The sequence below is a fragment of the Modestobacter sp. SYSU DS0657 genome, from assembly GCF_054050925.1.
Genome location: NZ_JBJHAG010000002.1, coordinates 39749 through 57121, shown reverse-complemented (window position 1 = coordinate 57121; position 17373 = coordinate 39749). Strand labels below are relative to the sequence as shown.

At 72.6% G+C, this 17373-nt stretch carries 15 protein-coding genes; 3 read left to right on the top strand and 12 right to left on the bottom strand.

Translation table 11 applies throughout. The features are described 5' to 3' along the window. Window positions 1-58 precede the first annotated feature (58 nt). Window positions 59-790: a zf-HC2 domain-containing protein gene (locus ACI79A_RS01780; RefSeq protein WP_457079294.1), complete on the bottom strand. Its 732-nt coding sequence runs from the start codon at window positions 788-790 to the stop codon at window positions 59-61. Window positions 791-829: 39 nt separating this feature from the next. Here ACI79A_RS01780 and ACI79A_RS01775 point away from each other — a divergent pair, with 39 nt between their 5' ends. Then, window positions 830-1384 (top strand): sigma-70 family RNA polymerase sigma factor, encoded by a 555-nt coding sequence (locus ACI79A_RS01775; protein ID WP_457079292.1) that lies wholly within the window; start codon window positions 830-832, stop codon window positions 1382-1384. 71 nt (window positions 1385-1455) lie between these two features. Here ACI79A_RS01775 and ACI79A_RS01770 read toward each other — a convergent pair whose 3' ends face one another. Together ACI79A_RS01770 and ACI79A_RS01765 are read right to left on the bottom strand one after the other, a co-directional pair. Further along, entirely contained in the window at window positions 1456-2433 is a 978-nt protein-coding gene (locus tag ACI79A_RS01770) for a cytochrome c oxidase assembly protein (RefSeq protein ID WP_457079289.1), read from the bottom strand. Window positions 2434-2518: 85 nt separating this feature from the next. After that, complete coding sequence (locus ACI79A_RS01765) at window positions 2519-3454, bottom strand: DUF5926 family protein (protein WP_457079287.1); 936 nt, start codon at window positions 3452-3454, stop codon at window positions 2519-2521. Window positions 3455-3504: 50 nt separating this feature from the next. On the opposite strand from ACI79A_RS01765, the gene ACI79A_RS01760 reads away from it, so the two are divergent. Beyond that, window positions 3505-4716 carry a cytochrome P450 gene (locus ACI79A_RS01760; RefSeq protein WP_457079285.1) on the top strand — a complete coding sequence of 404 codons (1212 nt, stop codon included), beginning with the start codon at window positions 3505-3507 and terminating at the stop codon, window positions 4714-4716. A 115-nt stretch (window positions 4717-4831) separates the two neighbouring features. Here the strand turns inward: ACI79A_RS01760 and ACI79A_RS01755 are convergent, their stop codons facing one another. Continuing rightward, window positions 4832-5755, bottom strand: coding sequence for an SDR family NAD(P)-dependent oxidoreductase (locus tag ACI79A_RS01755; RefSeq protein ID WP_457079283.1), 924 nt, complete (start codon window positions 5753-5755; stop codon window positions 4832-4834). A gap of 200 nt (window positions 5756-5955) precedes the next feature. Between ACI79A_RS01755 and ACI79A_RS01750 the strand changes: the two genes are divergently transcribed. Continuing rightward, complete coding sequence (locus tag ACI79A_RS01750) at window positions 5956-6225, top strand: helix-turn-helix domain-containing protein (protein WP_457079641.1); 270 nt, start codon at window positions 5956-5958, stop codon at window positions 6223-6225. 266 nt (window positions 6226-6491) lie between these two features. Here ACI79A_RS01750 and ACI79A_RS01745 read toward each other — a convergent pair whose 3' ends face one another. The 8 genes from ACI79A_RS01745 to chvE all read right to left on the bottom strand — a co-directional run bounded on the left by ACI79A_RS01745 (window position 6492) and on the right by chvE (window position 17301). After that, window positions 6492-7709, bottom strand: coding sequence for a DUF3500 domain-containing protein (locus ACI79A_RS01745; protein WP_457079281.1), 1218 nt, complete (start codon window positions 7707-7709; stop codon window positions 6492-6494). Window positions 7710-7991: 282 nt separating this feature from the next. After that, window positions 7992-9494, bottom strand: coding sequence for an L-arabinose isomerase (araA, locus tag ACI79A_RS01740; protein ID WP_457079279.1), 1503 nt, complete (start codon window positions 9492-9494; stop codon window positions 7992-7994). A gap of 29 nt (window positions 9495-9523) precedes the next feature. Beyond that, a complete protein-coding gene (locus tag ACI79A_RS01735) occupies window positions 9524-10216 on the bottom strand; it encodes an L-ribulose-5-phosphate 4-epimerase (protein WP_457076124.1) in 693 nt (230 codons plus the stop codon). Continuing rightward, window positions 10213-11877, bottom strand: coding sequence for a xylulokinase (locus ACI79A_RS01730; RefSeq protein ID WP_457079277.1), 1665 nt, complete (start codon window positions 11875-11877; stop codon window positions 10213-10215). Before ACI79A_RS01730 ends, ACI79A_RS01735 begins: the two co-directional genes overlap by 4 nt. Window positions 11878-12046: 169 nt before the next feature. Then, entirely contained in the window at window positions 12047-13042 is a 996-nt protein-coding gene (locus ACI79A_RS01725) for a LacI family DNA-binding transcriptional regulator (RefSeq protein ID WP_457079275.1), read from the bottom strand. Window positions 13043-13162: 120 nt separating this feature from the next. Then, complete coding sequence (gene mmsB, locus ACI79A_RS01720) at window positions 13163-14428, bottom strand: multiple monosaccharide ABC transporter permease (protein ID WP_457079273.1); 1266 nt, start codon at window positions 14426-14428, stop codon at window positions 13163-13165. Next, window positions 14425-15984, bottom strand: coding sequence for a multiple monosaccharide ABC transporter ATP-binding protein (mmsA, locus tag ACI79A_RS01715; protein WP_457079271.1), 1560 nt, complete (start codon window positions 15982-15984; stop codon window positions 14425-14427). Before mmsA ends, mmsB begins: the two co-directional genes overlap by 4 nt. Window positions 15985-16149: 165 nt before the next feature. Further along, a complete protein-coding gene (gene chvE, locus ACI79A_RS01710; RefSeq protein WP_457079269.1) occupies window positions 16150-17301 on the bottom strand; it encodes a multiple monosaccharide ABC transporter substrate-binding protein in 1152 nt (383 codons plus the stop codon). Window positions 17302-17373 lie beyond the last annotated feature (72 nt).

The window sequence follows — 17373 nt, the reverse complement described above, 5'->3', positions numbered from 1 at the left end:
GCGGGGCCACCGGGAGCGAATGGCCCGGCTCAGCCCGAGGTGATCATGGGCGGCGACGTCAGGCCGCGCGCTGCTCGGCCACCGGCTCGGTCGGTAGCGAACGGACGGCAGCGCGGTGCACCGTCGTCCCGACACCTTCGGACCCGCCCCGGGTGGGAAGCCGGCCGGCCCACTCGCGGACGGCGCCCACCGGCCCGCGGCCAGGGGTGCGGGCGCGCCACGCCAGCGCGCTGACCAGGACGGCGCCGAAGACCAGCAGCAGGTGCGTCCCGGCCCGGCCGGCGTGCACGTGGCCGGCGCCGAGATCGGCAAGGGTCACCACCCCGAGCACCGCGGTGAAGGAGAGGAGGAACGGCAGCGCGCCGGCGGCCAGCCGGGGCCGGGCGGCGACCACCAGGAAGCAGGCGGCCAGGCCCAGGTTCCACGCGCCGGTCTCGTGCGCCAGGTGCACCGGTGCGCTCGACCCCGCACCGAGGAACGCCGGCAGGCTGACCGCCAGCTGACCGGCGCCCACCGCGAGCAGGGCCAGCCGCAGCGCGGCGTCCACCCAGCTCCGCCGCACCCGGGCCGCCGGCAGCCGGCCGAGCACCGCCGCGGTCACGTCGGGCACCGGGGCAGCCGGCGCGAGCCGGGCCCGGCGGGTCACCTCCGCGGCCGCCTCCGCCCAGCCGCGGCAGGCCGCGCAGCCGGCCAGATGCTCGTCGACCCAGCGCTGGGGCATGCCCGGGTCCTCGTCGTCCAGACCCGCCGAGATCGCCTCACGAAAGGGAACGCACCGCACGACTGGCATAGTCGTCGCCGGCAGTCGCAGGGTTCCCGGAGGGTGGTCGTGGAGCAGCTGGAACGGCTCGCGGCCCGGGCGGCAGCGGGCGACGGCGCCGCGCAGGCGGCGTTCGTGCGCGAGACGCAGGCCGAGGTGTGGCGGCTGTGCGCCCACCTGGCCGACCGGCAGGTCGCCGAGGACCTCACCCAGGAGACCTACCTGCGGGCGCTGCCGGCGCTGGCCCGGTTCGAGGGCCGCTCGAGCGTGCGCACCTGGCTGCTGTCGATCGCCCGCCGGGTGTGCGCCGACCACCTGCGCTCGAGGAAGCGCCGCCGGCTGGTGCTGGTCGACGACGACACCGACCTGGGCGACCTGGTGCGCGACGCCCCGGCCGACGAGGTGGGCGGCGCGGTCGCCGCGCAGGACGTGCTCGACCGGCTCGACCCCGAGCGGCGGGAGGCGTTCGTCCTCACCCAGCTGATCGGGCTGCCCTACGCCGAGGCCGCGGAGGTCGTCGGCTGCCCGGTGGGCACCATCCGCTCCCGGGTGGCCCGGGCCCGCGCCGACCTGGTCGAGGCGCTCATCGCCGCCGACCACCCCCGCACCCGCCGCCCCTCCTGACCCCGGGCCGCCGAAATGGCCATTCTGGCGGCCCGGGGGGCCGCCGACATGGCCATTCTGACGAGGGGCGATCAGGGACGCTGGGCGGCGAGGCGGCGCAGGCGCTCGTTGTAGGCGACCAGCTCCGGGTCGTCGCCGCTCTCACCCCGGGCGATGGCCCGCTCCCGGGCCCGGTCGGCGGCCCGGTTGGCCCGCTCCTCCGACCGGGTCCACTGGAAGAACACCACGGCGAGCACCAGCACGGTCGGGAACTCCCCGAAGGACCAGGCGATGCCGCCGGCCGCGCCCTGGTCGTAGAGCGGGTCGACGCCCCAGGACTCCGGTGGGTTCGCGTAGCTGGTCAGCAGCAGGCCGCTGCTCATCATCACGATCACACCGAAGAAGGCGTGGAAGGGCGCGGGCAGCAGCAGCTCCAGCATCCGGCCGCCGTGGCCGGACCGGCGCGGCCACGGGTCGATGGCCAGGATCGGGCCGAAGAACAGCAACCCGGTGACCAGGAAGTGCAGCAGCATGAAGGTGTGCCCGGGCACCGTCGACATCAGGTCGTCGAAGACCGGCGTGAAGTAGACGCCGTAGAGGCTGACGATGAACAGCGGCACGGTGAACAGCGGGTGCGACACCGCGCGGCCCAGCCTGCTGTGCAGCGCCGAGAGCACCAGCCGCCGGGGCATCCCGGCGGTGCCGGGGGACGCCGACAGGGCCCGCAGCGCGAGGGTGACCGGCGCACCCCCGAGCAGCAGCAACGGGCTGATCATGGTCAGCACCATGTGCTGGACCATGTGCAGGCTGAACAGCCCCATGCCGTAGGTCTGCAGCCCGCTGGCGCAGACGTAGAACGTGGTGGCGCAGCCGGCGAACCAGGAGGCGGTGCGCAGCGGCGACCACCGGACGCCGCGGGCGTGCAGCCGCCACAGACCGACGCCGTAGACCAGGGCGAGCAGCACGGCCAGCCAGGCCACCGGGGAGGCCCCGCCCAGGTCCAGCGCCAGCACCCGGCCGGTGGTCGGCGGCAGCTCCGGCAGGTGCATCCCGCCGTGCTCGTGGTCCACGTTCGTCCTCCTCAGCCGTGCCGTGCGGGCACCACGGTATGCCTCCGGGTGCCGCCGCGGCCGCGGGCCACGGCGGCACCCGGGCTCACCGGAGGGTGACCTGGCGGGAGAGAAGACCCGCGCGGGCCCGCCGCTCGTCGGCGGTCAGCGGGGTGTCGACGGCGAGCGCCGCCGTCAGCCGGGTCTGCAGCTCGGCAGCCGGGGCCGCCCAGTCGGCACCGGGGACGTCGGCGGGCACGTCCCACACCGGGACGACGAGGCCGAGAGCGCGGAAGGCGCCGGCGTACCGGGTGTCCTCCCCCAGCGTCAGCTCGCCGGCGGCCGCCAGCCGGGCCAGGGCGTCCAGCAGCGGTTCCTCGGCCTCGGGCCGCGCCCAGCGCACGTGCGCCCGGTCGACCGAGGGACGGCACCAGTACGCGGCCTCCAGGCCCTCGAGCCGGACGGTCGGCATGACCATCTCGTTGGCCTGCTGCAGGCCGGCCTGGGCGGCCGGGTTCGGCTCGGCGCCCTCGAGCCAGAAGCCGAAGTCGTCGTGGACGGTGACCTCCATCGGCGCGCTGGTGTCCAGCAGCTCCTGCAGCCGCGGTCCGGCGGACCCGGCGGCGCCGATCGGGCCCGGGTCGACCGGTGCGCCCGCCGGGGCCTCCAGCGCGGCAGCCAGCGCCGTCCCCAGGTCGCGGCTGACGTCGTCGGAGGAGGTGGGCAGCTGGACGCCGAGCAGGATCTCGCCGTTGGCGCGCACCAGCGCGGGCGTGCCGCCGGGCAGCACGCTGGCCAGCGTCACCTCCCGGCCGTCGGTGGTGCGCAGCTTCGCGGTGGCGGCCGGCACCAGCTCGCGCAGCGCGACCCAGTCGGCCTCGCCCGTCAGGCCCTCGAAGGGACGGCGCACCGGCGCCGCGTAGCCGGAGCCGTGGCAGTGCTTGTACCGCCGGCCGGAGCCGCACGGGCACGGGGCCTTCGGGTTGATCTCGCCGTCGGCGGCCGGGGCGGCGGGACGGCTGCGGGATGCGGAACGGGCCATGCTGCGAGGGTAGGAGACTCCTCCGGCGCCACCTCGCTAGAGTCACTCCAGTGACGCTGGCTGCTGCTCCCCTGGACCTGGCCGACCCGGCCGTGGTCGCCGACCCGTACCCCACCTTCGCGCGAGCGCGGGCCGTCGCGCCGGTGCAGTGGGACGCGGGCCTCGGCATGTGGCTGGCCTTCACCCACGCCGAGTCCAACGCGGTGCTGCGCGACCGGCGGCTGGGCCGGATCTGGCGCGACAAGGCGCCCGCCGAGCGGTTCGACCAGTTCAACCTGATCCACCGCAACGCGATCCTGGAGATGGAGCCGCCGGAGCACACCCGGCTGCGCCGGCTGATCAGCGCCGCGTTCGCCCGCGGGCACGTCGAGCGGCTGCGCCCGTGGGTGCAGGAGCTGGCCGACTCCCTGGTCGACGAGCTGGTCGAGCGGTCGGCCGGGTCGGCACCGGTCGACGTCCTGTCCGGGATGAGCGAGGAGCTGCCGGTGGCGGTGATCGCCGAGCTGCTCGGCGTCCCGGCCGCCGACCGGCCGCTGCTGCGACCGTGGTCCAACGCGATCGTGAAGATGTACGAGTACGGCCGGACGACGGCCATCGAGGACGACGCCGAGCGGGCCGCCGCCGAGTTCGTCGCCTACCTGCGCGAGCTGGCCGCCGAGCGCCGCCGCACCCCGGGTGAGGACCTGCTCACCCACCTGGTCACGGTGCGCGACTCCGAGGGCGACCGGCTGACCGAGGACGAGCTGGTCACCACCTGCATCCTGCTGCTCAACGCCGGCCACGAGGCGACGGTGAACGTCAGCGGCAACGGCCTGCTCGCCCTGCTGGAGCACCCCGACCAGCTGCGGCGGCTGCGCGAGGATCCGGCGCTGCTGCCCACCGCGATCGAGGAGCTCATGCGCTTCGACTCGCCGCTGCAGCTGTTCGAGCGCACCGCCACCGTCGACGTGGCGATCGGCGGGGTCACCGTCGCCGAGGGGCAGCGGATCGCCGCCCTGCTGGGCAGCGCCAACCGCGACCCGGCGGTGTTCGCCGACCCCGACACCCTGGACGTCGGACGCACCGACAACCCGCACATCTCCTTCGGCGCCGGGGTGCACTTCTGCATCGGGGCGCCGCTGGCCCGGGTCGAGCTGCAGGCCTCCTTCAGTGCACTGCTGTCCCGGACGTCGCAGCTGGAGCTCGGCGCCCCCGCCCGCCGCCGTCCCGAGTTCGTCATCCGCGGCCTGCACGACCTGCCGGTGGTGCTCACCGCACGCTGACCCGTCACCGGGTCGTGAGCGTCCGGCATGGTGGCTGGCCGGGTTGCCGATGCGCCTCCTGAGCAGGGACTCGGCCGTCGTGCCCCAGCCTGCGCTACTGAGCGCCGGTCAGGGTTCAGGTGAGCCGGCAGAGCTCGTCGGCGGCCTGCCACAGCTCGCGCTCGCGGGCCGGGTCGTAGGACTCGGTGGACGAGGACTCGGGCTCGTCGAGGTTGATGTAGGCGCCGCTATCGGCGAGGCGGTCACCCAGGACGACGTCGGCCAGGCGCCGTCCGGCCGTCTTCGCGCTCACCGACAGCGGGGTAAGCGCCATCAGCGGCATCACGTACCTCATCGCGAAGCGGTGCACGGCGTTGGCGTCGCGGGCCAGGCCGGTGCCGGGAACGAAGCCGGGGTTCCAGGAGTAGATGTCCACCCCGGCCGGCAGCTGCCGGCTGAACTCGTGCACGAGGTGGATGACGGCGAGCTTGCTGGTGGAGTAGGTGGTGCGCCCGGCGGTCACCGTGTCGGTCGCCGCCGAGCTCCCAGCCCGGGCGAGCTGGCGCGGCGCGCGCCACTGGGGCGCGGGGACCATGCCCATGTTGTGCCGGAAGTCCCCGAAGTGGGTGTCGGAGGTGGTGATCACCACGCGGGCGGGCTGGACGAGGCGGTCACCGAGCAGCCGGAGGAAGAGGTGGTTGGCCAGCACGTTGACCGCGAAGGTCGTTTCGAGGTCATCGGGGGTGGTCCGGTTGGCGCTGGCCATCTGCACCCCGGCGTTGCCGACGAAACCGGTCAGCGGAGGCAGCGCCCCCGTCTCGAGGCGGCGTCCGATCTCGGCGGCGGCCGAGCGGATGGAGGACAGCGAGGAGAGCTCGCAGGTCACCCAGCTGACGTTGGGGTTGCCGCTGTCGCGCACCAGCTGGGCGGCGAGGTCCTCCCCCGATCCGCGGGCGGTAACCGGGAGGTGCAGATCGGGTGCCTGACGCAGCATCTGCACTGCTGCGTGGTTGCCGATCCCCCGGCTGGCGCCGGTCATGACGATGGTGTGGTGCTGCACGGTGGTGCTCCTCGCGACGTGGACGATGCGCCGTTGATCAGCGCAACGACCACGTTCGCCGCCGAGGAGGGAGTGGACCAGTACTCTGCCCGGCGGGTGGACAGCAGTACCCAGGCTGATCCGCGACGCAGCGGAGAAGATGGGCTCATGCCGCACAAGCGCCTCGTGGACGACCTCAGCTTCGGGGCCCTGCTCCACACCTGGCGCGACCGCCTCTCCCCCACCGACACCGGCATCACCCCGGCTACCAACCGGCGGGCACCGGGCTGCGCCGCGAGGAGCTCGCCCAGCTCGCCGGCCTGTCGGTCGACTACGTGCTGCGCCTGGAGCAAGGACGCGCCACGTCCCCCTCGGCCCAGGTGGTCACCGCGCTCGCGGGGGAACAAGCGCCGGATCGGCTGAGCACGGCGTTGCTCACCCGAGCCGTACCGGGGCACTGCTCATCGAACGCTGGCCGAACCGCCCCGTGACGACCAGACCACCATCCGACCGATTCCGGGCCCGGGAGACGAAGAGCGACCAGCGGAGGGCCGTCTCGCAGTGCGTGACCGGAGAGGGGTCCCGGAACGGCGGCCCACGACCACCCTTTGATGGGCCGCATCCGACCTCACCGGTCCTCCGGTGCATTCGCGCAGGTCGACCAACGGGTCAACTGGCCCGAGACCCGTGCCCGAGGTCGCGGCCCGATTCACGGACCCCTGACGTTCGTGGAAGGACCGGTGTGGTCGGGTGGCCGTCACTCGTCGGACGGGGCGCCACCCTCGGGTGCTTCGCCGCCGGGTGCTCCGCCGCCGGGTGCTTCACCGCCGCCGGGGGCTCCGCCACCGCCCATGCCGGAGGCGGCCTGCTGCGTCACGCTGCCGGCGTAGTCGTTCGTCGGGTCGCGGTAGATGGTGTGGACGTGACCCCAGCCGCTGGTGGAGACACCTTCGACGTCCGCACCGGCTGACCCGTCCTGCGCCTGGAACGAGATGTACACGTTCGGCCCGGAGATCGAGAACGAGATGCCGTCGCCGGTGCTCATGTCGTAGGTGGTCTCACCCGACCAGGCCACGACCGTGTCGTCGAGGGTGGCCTCGATCTCGGCGAGGGTGGTCGCGGTGCTCTCCTCGTCGGCCATCCCCGCCCAGTTGGCGATGAGCTCGAGCAGCAGCTGCTTCTGCTCCTCGGTCAGGTCCGCGCCGGTGAGTCCGGCCCCGGTGGCGAAGTCACAGGTGTCGCCGGGGGCGCAGGAGCTGACCTCACCCGAGGTGAGGGTCGCCTGCTGCTCAGCGGTGAGGCTGTCGAAGAAGGCGAACGCGTCGGTGTAGATGCCGTCGAACGGCTGCACCTCGTTGCCGTCGGCGTCGGTGTAGACCGCCGGCTGCACCCCGAGGTGGGTCGGGGCGAACGTGAGCGTGTCGGCGGCGCCGTCGAGGGTGGCGTTGATGCCCAGGTGGTGGCCGCCGAACTGCACCTCGAAGGCGCTGGTGTCAGACGGGTCGCCGAAGAAGGCGATGTAGTACTGGCCCAGGCTCTCCTCCGTGGAACTGGAGTTCTCGAGCAGGTACTCGTCCCCGCCCATGATGGCGGTGACGGTCTGGTAGGCCTCCTCGCTGAGCAGCGACTCGAGCACGGCCAGGGCGGCGGTCTGCTGCTCCTCGGTGAGGTCGGTGAGGTTCAGGCCGGCGCGCTCGACGAAGGTGACGGGGAAGTTGGACCAGGAGGTGGTCTTGGTCTCGTCGTCGTAGGCGTAGAGCACCGCCTCGCGCTGCTCTTCGCTCAGGGTGGCGAGGAAGGCCTCGGCAGCGGCCGCGGTGTCGCTGATGGTCTGCGCGGTCGTGGTGGCGTCGGCGGTCGAGGTCGCCGCTGCGTCCGTGGTCGAGCTGCTCGTCGAGGAGCTGGTCGCAGTGTCGGCCGTGGCGGTGCTGCATCCGCCCAGGGCGAGACTGCCGGCCAGCAGCATGGCGGTCATCCATCTGGTGGCGGGCCGCTCAGGTCGTCGTCGGGCGGGGGCGGTGGTCGTGGCGATCTCCGTCATGGCACTCACGATGCGCAGCCGTACTTCGCAGGAGCTGTGCGCAGTCCATGGGCCGCGAGTGCATCGATGTGCCGCGGCCGATCGATGAGCGGCCACCCCGGTCTCGCCTCGCCGATCGAACGACGACGCCCCGGCCAGGGGTCCCTGGCCCGGGCGTCGGGGTGGGATCCGGTCACCCGCGACCGCTCGGGGGATGCCGCCGCGGGTGACCGGAGTTCAGAGGCGCTGGTTGAGGCGGTGGTAGGCCGCGGACCAGCGCAGCTCCTTGGCGAGGCTCCGACGGGTGGTGTCGGCGTCGATGAGCACCAGCTCGGTGTCGAACACCTCGGCCAGGTCGGTGAGCTCCTCGGCACCCAGCTGGGTCGAGAGCACCGTGTGGTGCGGGCCGCCGGCGGTGAGCCAGCCCTCGGTCGCCGTCTCGAAGTCCGGCCGCGGTGCCCAGACGGCCCGGGCGACGGGCAGGTTGGGCAGCGCCTCGGCGGGCTCGACGACGTCGATCTCGTTGGCCACCCAGCGGAACCGGTCGCCCAGGTCCGACCAGCCGATGGTGACCCCGGCGCCGGGCGCGGCGGTGAACACCAGCCGGGCCGGGTCCTCGCGGCCGCCGATCCCGAGCGGGTGCACCTCCAGGCGCGGCTTCTCCCCGGTGATCGTCGGGCACACCTCGAGCATGTGGGCGCCGAGGATCGTCGGCCGGTCGGCCGCCAGGTCGTAGGTGTAGTCCTCCATGAAGGAGGTGCCGCCGGGCAGCCCGGCGCCGGCGACCTTGAGCACCCGCAGCAGGGCGGAGGTCTTCCAGTCGCCCTCACCTCCGAACCCGTACCCGTCGGCCATCAGCCGCTGGACGGCGAGGCCGGGCAGCTGGCGCAGGCCGCCGAGGTCCTCGAAGTTGGTGGTGAACGCGCCGAAGCCGCCCTCGGTCAGGAACTGGCGCAGCGCCACCTCGATCCGCGCCTGGTAGCGGACGCTGTGGTGCCGGTCGCCGCCGGGGCGCAGGTCGGCGTCCATCTCGTACAGGTCGGCGTACTCGGCGATCACCGCGTCGACGGCCGGCTCGGCCACCCGCTCCACCGCGGCCACCAGGTCGTTGACGCCCCAGGTGTTCACCGACATGCCGAAGCGGATCTCCGCCTCGACCTTGTCGCCCTCGGTCACCGCGACGTCCCGCATGTTGTCGCCGAACCGGGCGAGCTTCAGCCCGCGGGCCTCGGCCGCACCGGCGGCGGCCCGCACCCAGGAGCCCACCCGCCGGGCGACCCGCGGGTTGCTGACGTGGCCGGCGACCGTGGTCCGCGGCGTGCGCAGCCGGGTGAGCATGAACCCGTACTCCCGGTCGCCGTGGGCGGCCTGGTTGAGGTTCATGAAGTCCATGTCGATCGTCGCCCACGGCAGGGCGGCGTCGGCCTGGGTGTGCAGGTGCAGCAGCGGCTTGCGCAGCGCGTCCAGCCCGGAGATCCACATCTTCGCCGGGGAGAAGGTGTGCATCCAGGTGATGACGCCGATGCAGGACGGCGTCTCGTTGGCCTCGCCCATCAGCCGGCGGATGGCGCCGGCGTCGGTGAGCACCGGCTTCCAGACCACCCGGACCGGGACGTCGGACGACCCGTCGAGGGCGGCCGCCACCCGCTGGGACTGCTCGGCCACCTGCTGCAGGGTCTCCTCGCCGTACAGCCCCTGGCTGCCGGTGAGGAACCAGACCTCGTTGTCCTCGAATGCCACGTACAGGTCCTTACCTCGGGGCCGGCGCGTCAGCGCTGGCCGTAGACGTTCTGGTAGCGCGCGTAGAGCGAGTCGATGTCCGCCTGCGCGATCGGGACGGGCTCCCCCAGCTGACGGGAGAGGTGCACGGTGCGGGCGACGTCCTCGGTCATGACGGCGGCCTTCACCGCCGCCTTCGCCGAGGGGCCGATGGTGAAGACGCCGTGGTTCTTCATCAGCACCGCCGGCGAGCGGTGCCCCTGCAGGGTGGCGACGATGCCCTGGCCGATGGAGTCGTCGCCGATCAGCGCGAACGGCCCGACCGGGATCGGACCGCCGAACTCGTCGGCCATCGCGGTGAGCACGCAGGGGATCTCCTCGTGCCGGGCCGCCCAGGCCGCGGCGTAGGTGCTGTGCGTGTGCACCTGGCCGTTGACCTCGGGCATGTTCCGGTAGACGTAGGCGTGCGCGTCGGTGTCCGACGACGGCGCCTTCACCCCGTCGACGGCGTTGCCGTCGAGGTCGCAGACGGTGATGCCCTCCCAGGTCAGCTCGTCGTACTCGACGCCGCTGCCCTTGATGACGAACAGGTCCTCGCCCGGCACGCGCTCGGAGACGTTCCCGGAGGTCCAGGTGACCAGCTCGTAGCGGGTGAGGTACGAGTGCAGGTGGGCGACGTGCTCGCGCTGCGCGCGGTGGGTGCCCCGCTCGGTGCGGGCCTGCGGGTCGGCGGTGGCGGTCATGCCGGCTGCTCCTCGGTCAGGGTTGCGGAGGTGGGGTCGGACGGCTCGGTCGGCTGGGAGCCGGTGGCCACGTGCTGGACGGCGGCGCGCTCGACCGGGAGCCCGGCGACGTACCGCTGCATGAAGGCGTCGAAGCCCGCGACGTCGGCCGGGTCGGGCTCGGCGGTCACCAGGCTCGTGCCGGCGAAGACCGCGGTGTCCAGGTAGTCGGGCAGGCTCTGCTCCGGCGCCCGCCCGGTGGCGAAGGCGGCCAGGACGGCGATGCCCCAGGCACCCCCCTCCGCGGCGACGTCACCGACGGAGACCGGCGTGTCGATCGCGGCGGCCAGGAACCGCTGGGCCACGCCTGCGGTCTTGAACATGCCGCCGTGGGCGAACATCCGGTCCAGCCGCACGCCCTCGGCCTTCTGCAGCACGTCCATGCCGATGCGCAGCGTGGCCAGGGAGGAGAACAGGTGCGTGCGCATGAAGGTGCCGAGGTCGAGCCGGCTGTCGGGGGACCGCAGGAAGAGCGGGCGGCCCTCCTCGAGGTCGGTGATCGGCTCGCCGGAGAGGTAGTTGTAGGCGAGCATCCCTCCGCAGTCGGCGGCCCCGTCCAGCGCGGCCGTGAACAGGGTCGCGAAGACCTCCGACGGGTCGGCCGGAGAGCCCAGCGCCCGGGCGAACTCGGCGAACAGACCGGCCCAGGCGTCCAGTTCGCTGGCTCCGTTGTTGCAGTGCACCATCGCCACCGGGTCGCCGGCCGGCGTGGTGACCAGGTCCAGCTCGCGGTGCACCCCGGCGAGCTCACCCTCGAGCACGACCATCGCGAAGATCGACGTCCCGGCGGAGACGTTGCCGGTGCGGGGCGCCACCGAGTTGGTGGCGACCATGCCGGTGCCCGCGTCGCCCTCGGGCGGGCAGAGCGGGACGCCGGGGCGCAGCCGGCCGGTCGGGTCGAGCAGCTCCGCGCCCGCCGCGGTGAGCGTGCCGGCCGGCTGCCCGGCGACGGCGATGGCCGGCAGCAGCTCGGCGAGGGTGAGCTCCACCCCGGCCTCGGCGGCCAGCTGGTCGAACCGGGCCAGCATGGCGGCGTCGTAGCCGCCGGTGGCGGGGTCGATCGGGAACATGCCGCTGGCGTCCCCGATGCCGAGCACCTGCTCGCCGGTGAGCTGCCAGTGCACGTACCCGGCGAGGGTCGTCAGGTGGTCGAGCCGGCCGAGGTGGTCCTCGCCGTCCAGGACGGCCTGGTAGAGGTGCGCGACGCTCCACCGGTGCGGGATGTTGACCCCGAACTCCGCGCTGAGCCGCTCGGTCGCCCGGCCGGTGTTGGTGTTCCGCCAGGTGCGGAAGGGGGTGAGGAGCCGGCCCTCGGCGTCGAACGGCAGGTAGCCGTGCATCATCGCCGACACCCCGAGGGCACCGACTCCGGCGAGCTCCACCCCGTGGCGCTGCCGCACGTCGTCGGCGAGGGCCGAGAAGCTCTGCTGCACGCCGGCCCAGACGGCGTCCAGCGAGTAGGTCCACAACCCGTCGACCAGCTGGTTCTCCCAGTCGGAGGCCCCGACGGCGAGCGGCGCGTGGTCGGGGCCGATCAGCACCGCCTTGATCCGGGTGGAGCCGAGCTCGATGCCCAGCGCCGTGCGGCCCGAGGTGATCGCTGCGACAGCGTCGGTCGTCATGTCAGGAGTCCCTTCCGCCCATCGGTGACAGGCCTGGTCCCGTGGTCTGGTGCCGGTGATCCGGTCGACCGTGGGCCGCGGAACGTGAGTGGATTGTTAGCGCTAACAACAGTCCGGTCAAGCTGTCCTCGCTCCCCGTGGGTGGGACGGTGGACCACGCGCCGGACGCTCAGCGGAGGGGTGCGGGGCCGGTCGTCTCCCGGACGACGAGGGCGGGCAGCACCGGCTGGGACTCGCTCTGCTCGCCCCGCAGCCGGGAGAGCACCAGCTGCACCCCCCGCCGGCCCAGCTCGGCGAAGTCCTGGCGCACCGTCGTCAGCGGCGGGGTGAAGTACGCCGCCTCCGGGATGTCGTCGAAGCCGACGACGCTCACGTCGCCGGGCACCGACAGCCCCGCCCCGTGCAGGGCGTTGAGCAGCCCGAGCGCCATCTGGTCGTTGGCCACGAAGACGGCGGTCACGTCCTCCCCGGAGCGCGCCCGTCGGGCCAGCTCCAGCCCGGCGGCGTGCCCGGAGGACGCCAGCCAGTTGCCGTGCAGCAGGGCCGGCACCGGGGCGCCCACCTTCGCCAGCTCCGCCTGCCAGCCGATCACCCGCCCGCGGGCCTCCAGCGAGTCACCCGGGCCGGTCACGTGGTGCACCGTGCGGTGCCCCAGCGAGAGCAGGTGCCGGGTGGCCAGCGCCGCACCGACCTGCTGGTCGACCCAGACGGTGGGCCGACTCTCGTCCCGGCCGACCTGCACCGCGATCAGCGGCACCGGCGACTCGAAACGCCGGAGCGCGTCGACCGCCTGCCCGTAGGTGGACAGCGCGACGACGGCGTCGACCGACTGGGCCACGAAGCGGTCGACCGCCTCGCGCATCGCCGCCTCGCTGTCCTCGTCGAGGATCGCGACGCCCAGCGAGTACCCCGCCGCACGCGCGGCCTTCTCCAGGCCCAGCAGCGTCTGCGCCGGGCCGTACTGGTTGATGTGCGAGGTGACCAGACCCAGGGTGCGGGTCGATCCGGTCACCAGGGCGCGGGCGGCGGTGTTGGGCCGGTAGCCCAGCTCCGCGATCGCCTGCAGCACCCGCGCCCTGGTGCCGGGGGCGACGTTGGGGTGGCCGTTGACCACCCGGGACACCGTCTGGTGGGAGACCCCCGCGTGCGCTGCCACGTCGGACATCGCCCGCGCTCGTGCCGGCCCCTGCGTCAGCACCGTCTCCCCTCCCGTGGAGGTGGCTCCGCTGCCACCCCCGGTCGCGGTCGTCCTCGCGCCGACGGCGTCGGCGCGAGGACCCCGGCGTCAGCGCGAGGCGCCTGCCCGCCGCTTGTTGTAGACGTCGAAGGCCACCGCCAGCAACAGCACCAGCCCCTTGACCACCGACTGCAGCGACTGGTCGACGCCCATGATGGTCATGCCGTTGGTCATCACGGCCATGATCAGACCGCCGACCATGGCCCCCACCACCGTGCCCACGCCGCCGGTGACGGCGGCGCCGCCGATGAACGCCGCCGCGATGGCGTCGAGCTCGAACATCTGGCCGGCGCTCGGCTGGGCCCCGTTCGACCGGGAGGAGAACACGACCCCGGCCACGGCGGCCAGGAAGCCCATGTTCACGAAGATCCAGAAGTTGACCGTCTTGACCTTCACCCCGGACAGCGTCGCCGCGGCGAGGTTGCCGCCGATGGCGTAGACCTGGCGACCGAACACGGTCCGCTTGGTGACCACGCCGTAGACGAGGATGAGCACCGCCAGGATGATCAGCACGTAGGGCAGCCCGCGGGCGGTGGCCAGCTTCCAGGCGAAGGCCATGACCACAGCGGCGACGGCGACGATCTTCGCGACGAACAGCGGGAACGACTCGACCTGCTGGTCGTAGCGCAGCTGCGTCTGCCGGTTGCGGAACTGGGTGTAGGCGTAGACGACCACTGCGACGCCGAAGATCAGCAGCGTGAACGCGTCGTAGCCGTTGCCGCCGATCAGCCCGTTGCTGAAGCCGGAGGCGATCTGGCCGTACTCGCGGGGGAACGGCGACAGCGAGACGTTGTCGAGCACCTGCAGGGTCAGGCCGCGGAACAGCAGCATGCCGGCGAGCGTCACGATGAAGGCCGGGATGCCGACGTAGGCCACCCAGAAGCCCTGCCAGGCCCCGATCGCCAGCCCGGTGGCCAGCGCGGCCAGCACGCCGACCCACCACGGGAGCCCCTCGCGGATCACCAGGACCGCGGAGACCGCACCGGTGACCGCGACCACCGACCCGACCGACAGGTCGATGTGCCCCGCGATGATCACGATGACCATCCCGATCGCCAGAATCAGGATGTAGGAGTACTGCAGGACGATGTTCGTGACGTTGCCCGACGACAGCAGCCGACCGTCGGTCAGGACCGTGAACAGCACCACGATCGCCACGAAGGCGATGTAGATGCCGCTGGTCCGCAGGTTGCGGGTGAACAGCGAGCGCACGTCGCTGGTGCCAGCGGTGCGCGCGGCGGCGGGGGCGACGTCCTTGGGCGCGGTGGCCGACTCGGCCTCGGGCTCCGACGTCGGACCGACGGTGTGGGTCATCCGACCGGCTCCTTCTCCTGGGTCATGAGGGTCATGAGGCGTTCCTGGGTTGCTTCCCGCACGGGGAGCTGACCGGTGATGCGGCCGGCCGAGAGGGTGTAGACGCGGTCGCAGATGCCGAGCAGCTCGGGCAGCTCGGAGCTGATCACCACGACTGCCTTCCCGGCGGCCACGAGCCGGTTGATGATCGTGTAGATCTCGTACTTGGCGCCGACGTCGATGCCGCGGGTCGGCTCGTCGAGGATCAGCACGTCGGGGTCGGTGAGCAGCCACTTGCTCAGCACGACCTTCTGCTGGTTGCCCCCGGAGAGCTTGCCGACGACGGACAGCACGGACGGCGCCTTGATGTTCATCGACGTCCGCGACTCCTCCGCCGCCTTCGTCTCCTCGTTGGCGTCGACGAAACCGCGGCTGGAGAGCTTGCCGAGCGCCGCGGCCGAGACGTTGCGCGTGATGTCGTCGATGAGGTTGAGGCCGTACTTCTTCCGGTCCTCGGTCGCGTAGGCGATGCCGGCGTCGATCGCCTCGGCCACGTTGCGGGCCGTGACCTCCCGGCCGTGCAGGAACAGGCGGCCCCCGACGTAGGTGCCGTAGGAGCGGCCGAAGATGCTCATGGCGAGCTCGGTCCGCCCAGCACCCATCAGCCCGGCGATGCCGACCACCTCCCCGGCGCGCACGTCGAAGGAGGCGTGGTCGACGACGAGCCGGTCCTGGGTCGGGTGCTTGACCGTCCAGTCCTCGACCCGGAGCACCTCCTCCCCCGGGTGCGACTCGCGCGTGGGGTAGTAGGAGTCCAGGGTGCGGCCCACCATGCCGCTGATGATCCGGTCGACGGTCACGGCCGGGTCGGCCATGTCCAGCGTCTCGACGGTCTGGCCGTCCCGGATGATCGTGGTGTGGTCGGCGATCGCGTCGATCTCGTTGAGCTTGTGCGAGATGATGATCGAGGTGATCCCGCGCTCGCGCAGACCGCGGATCAGGCCGAGCAGGTGCGCGGAGTCGGTGTCGTTGAGCGCTGCGGTCGGCTCGTCCAGGATCAGCAGCTTCACGTCCTTGGACAGCGCCTTGGCGATCTCCACCAGCTGCTGCTTGCCGACGCCGAGCTGGCCGACCGGGGTGGCCGGGTTCTCGTCCAGGCCCACCTGGCGGAGCAGGTCGGCGGCCTCGGCGTTGGCCTTGTTCCAGTCGATCAGGCCACCGCGACCCCGTCGCTCGTTGCCGAGGAAGATGTTCTCCGCGATCGACAGGTAGGGCACCAGGGCGAGCTCCTGGTGGATGATCACGATCCCCGCGTGCTCGGAGTCGCGGATGCCCCCGAACGAGCAGGGCTGCCCGTCGAAGACGATCTCGCCCTCGTAGGTGCCGGCCGGGTACACCCCGGACAGCACCTTCATCAGGGTGGACTTGCCGGCGCCGTTCTCGCCGCAGATCGCGTGCACCTCACCGCGCTGCACGGCCAGCGTCACGTCCGAGAGCGCCTTCACGCCCGGGAACGTCTTGGTGATGCTGCGCATCTCGAGGATGTGGTCGGCCATGGACTCCGTCGTCTCATTCACTGGTGCTGGTGTGCCGGTGGTGCGGGCGCGCCCGGGCAGGCGTGCCGCTGGGACGGTCGGGCCCGGCGGCGTGCGCCACCGGGTCCGACCGCGGTCGGACCGGCCGGGGCCGGCCCGACCGCGTGGTGCGGGAGGCCGGGTCGACGGCCTCCCGCACCCAGCAGGTCAGTCGGCCTGACCGGACTCCACCTCGGACTGGGTGTAGTAACCGGAGTCGACGAGCACCGACTGGATGTTGTCGGCGTAGACCGTCTCGACCGGGAGCAGGTACGACGGCACGACCTTCATGCCGTTGTCGTAGGTCTCGGTGTCGTTGGCCTCGGGCTCCTCGCCCTCCAGGAACGCCTCGGCGGCGGCCACGGCCTGCTCGGCCAGCAGTCGGGTGTCCTTGAAGATGGTCGAGTGCTGCACGCCGTCGGCGATCAGCTTGACCGAGGCGATCTCGGCGTCCTGACCGGTGACGACGGGCAGCGGCCGCGGCTGCGAGTCCAGGGCCGGGCCGTAGCCGGCGTTCTGCAGGGCGGTGATGATGCCGCGCGAGATGCCGTCGTAGGGGGACAGCACGCCGTTGAGCTGGGTGTCACCGCTGTAGTTCGAGGTCAGCAGGGTCTCCATGCGCGACTGCGCGGTCTCCTGCTGCCAGCGGAGCGTGGCGGCCTGCTCGATGGTGGTCTGCCCCGAGGGGACGACCAGCGTGCCGTCGTCGATGAGCGGCTGGAGGACCGACATGGCGCCCTCCCAGAAGAAGAACGCGTTGTTGTCGTCCAGCGAGCCGGCGAACAGCTCGATGTTGAACGGGCCGGTGGCCTCGCCGGGCGAGCCGTCGGGGTTCTGCAGGCCCAGGCCGACGAGCAGCGCGTTGGCCTGCGCCTCGCCGACGGCCTCGTTGTCGAACGTCACGTAGAAGTCGACGTTCTCGGTGTCGCGGATCAGCCGGTCGTACGCGATGACCTCGATGCCCTCGGCCGCTGCGGCCTCCAGCTGCGGGGCCAGCGCGGTGCCGTCGATCGCGGCGACGATCAGGACGTCCACGCCCTCGGTGATCATCTGGTCGATCTGGCGGGACTGGGTGGGGATGTCGTCCCCGGCGTACTGCAGCTCGACCTTGTAACCGGCGTCCTGGAGCTGGGACCGGACGTTGTCGCCGTCGGCGATCCACCGCTCCGAGGTCTCCGTCGGCATCGCGACGCCGATGGTGAGGTCGCCCGGGTCCGCCTCCGCGGTGTCCGAGTTGCTGCCGGCGCCGCCGCCACCGCAGGCGGTCAGACCAATGGCCAGCGCCGCCCCCAGGGCGGTCAGCTTGAGCTCCTTGCGCACTACATCTCCTCCTCGAGACGCTGCCAGCACCCGTGGGGCGGCAGGCCCGCGCCTGTGCGAGCCGAGACAGTG

Bases quoted from the DNA above. Each gene is read 5' to 3' on its own strand.
- ACI79A_RS01780 (WP_457079294.1), bottom strand. From the start codon at position 790: ATGCCAGTCGTGCGGTGCGTTCCCTTTCGTGAGGCGATCTCGGCGGGT.
- ACI79A_RS01765 (WP_457079287.1), bottom strand. From the start codon at position 3,454: ATGGCCCGTTCCGCATCCCGCAGCCGTCCCGCCGCCCCGGCCGCCGAC.
- ACI79A_RS01745 (WP_457079281.1), bottom strand. From the start codon at position 7,709: ATGACCGCCATGCTGCTGGCCGGCAGTCTCGCCCTGGGCGGATGCAGC.
- ACI79A_RS01735 (WP_457076124.1), bottom strand. From the start codon at position 10,216: ATGACCGCCACCGCCGACCCGCAGGCCCGCACCGAGCGGGGCACCCAC.
- ACI79A_RS01730 (WP_457079277.1), bottom strand. From the start codon at position 11,877: ATGACGACCGACGCTGTCGCAGCGATCACCTCGGGCCGCACGGCGCTG.
- ACI79A_RS01725 (WP_457079275.1), bottom strand. From the start codon at position 13,042: ATGTCCGACGTGGCAGCGCACGCGGGGGTCTCCCACCAGACGGTGTCC.
- mmsB (WP_457079273.1), bottom strand. From the start codon at position 14,428: ATGACCCACACCGTCGGTCCGACGTCGGAGCCCGAGGCCGAGTCGGCC.